We start from the raw sequence: 662 nt of genomic DNA, 5'->3' as shown, positions 1-662 counted from the left end.
ATGCGCGGCATGCCCCGCCAGCCACGCGCCAGCATGGCCGAGGTCGTCACCGCAGCGCGCGACTCCATCTGGGGGCTGTTGCTGATCCTCATCATCCTGGGCGGCATCTACGGGGGGGTGTTTACGCCCACCGAGGCAGCGGCCGTGGCGGCGGTGTACGCCTTTTTCATTGCCGTGTTCGTGTACCGCGACATCGGCATGAAACAGGTGCCCGAGGTGCTGATCGATGCCTCGAAGGTGACCATCATGCTGATGTTCATCATCGCCAACGCCTTGCTGTTTGCCCACGTGCTCACCACCGAGCGCATCCCGCAGGCCATCGCCGAGCAGATCATCGCCTGGGATATGAGCGCCTGGCAATTCCTGATCGTGGTCAACGTGCTGCTGCTGGTGGCCGGGGCCTTCATGGAGCCCACCGGCATCATCCTGATCCTGGCCCCGATCCTGTTCCCGATCGCCACGCAACTGGGTATCGACCCGGTGCACCTGGGCATCATCATGGTGATCAACCTGGAGATCGGCATGGTGACCCCGCCCGTGGGCTTGAACCTGTTTGTCACGGCAGGCATCACCAATATGAGCATCGGCCAGGTCATCAAGGCTGCAGTGCCCTGGTTGATGCTGCTGCTCATCTACCTGGTGTTCATCACCTACGTGCCTAT

The 662-nt window shown here is 61.9% G+C and carries 1 protein-coding gene; it reads left to right on the top strand.

What is annotated here, in order from left to right; all coding sequences use genetic code 11:
- Positions 1-662, top strand: a 662-nt coding sequence (locus ABS758_RS14940; protein WP_350384139.1) for a TRAP transporter large permease subunit, incomplete at both ends; no start/stop codon positions are given.

This window comes from Castellaniella sp. FW104-7C03, assembly GCF_040276085.1.
Taxonomy (GTDB): Bacteria; Pseudomonadota; Gammaproteobacteria; order Burkholderiales; family Burkholderiaceae_B; genus Castellaniella.
This window is presented reverse-complemented; position numbering and strand designations above follow the sequence as displayed.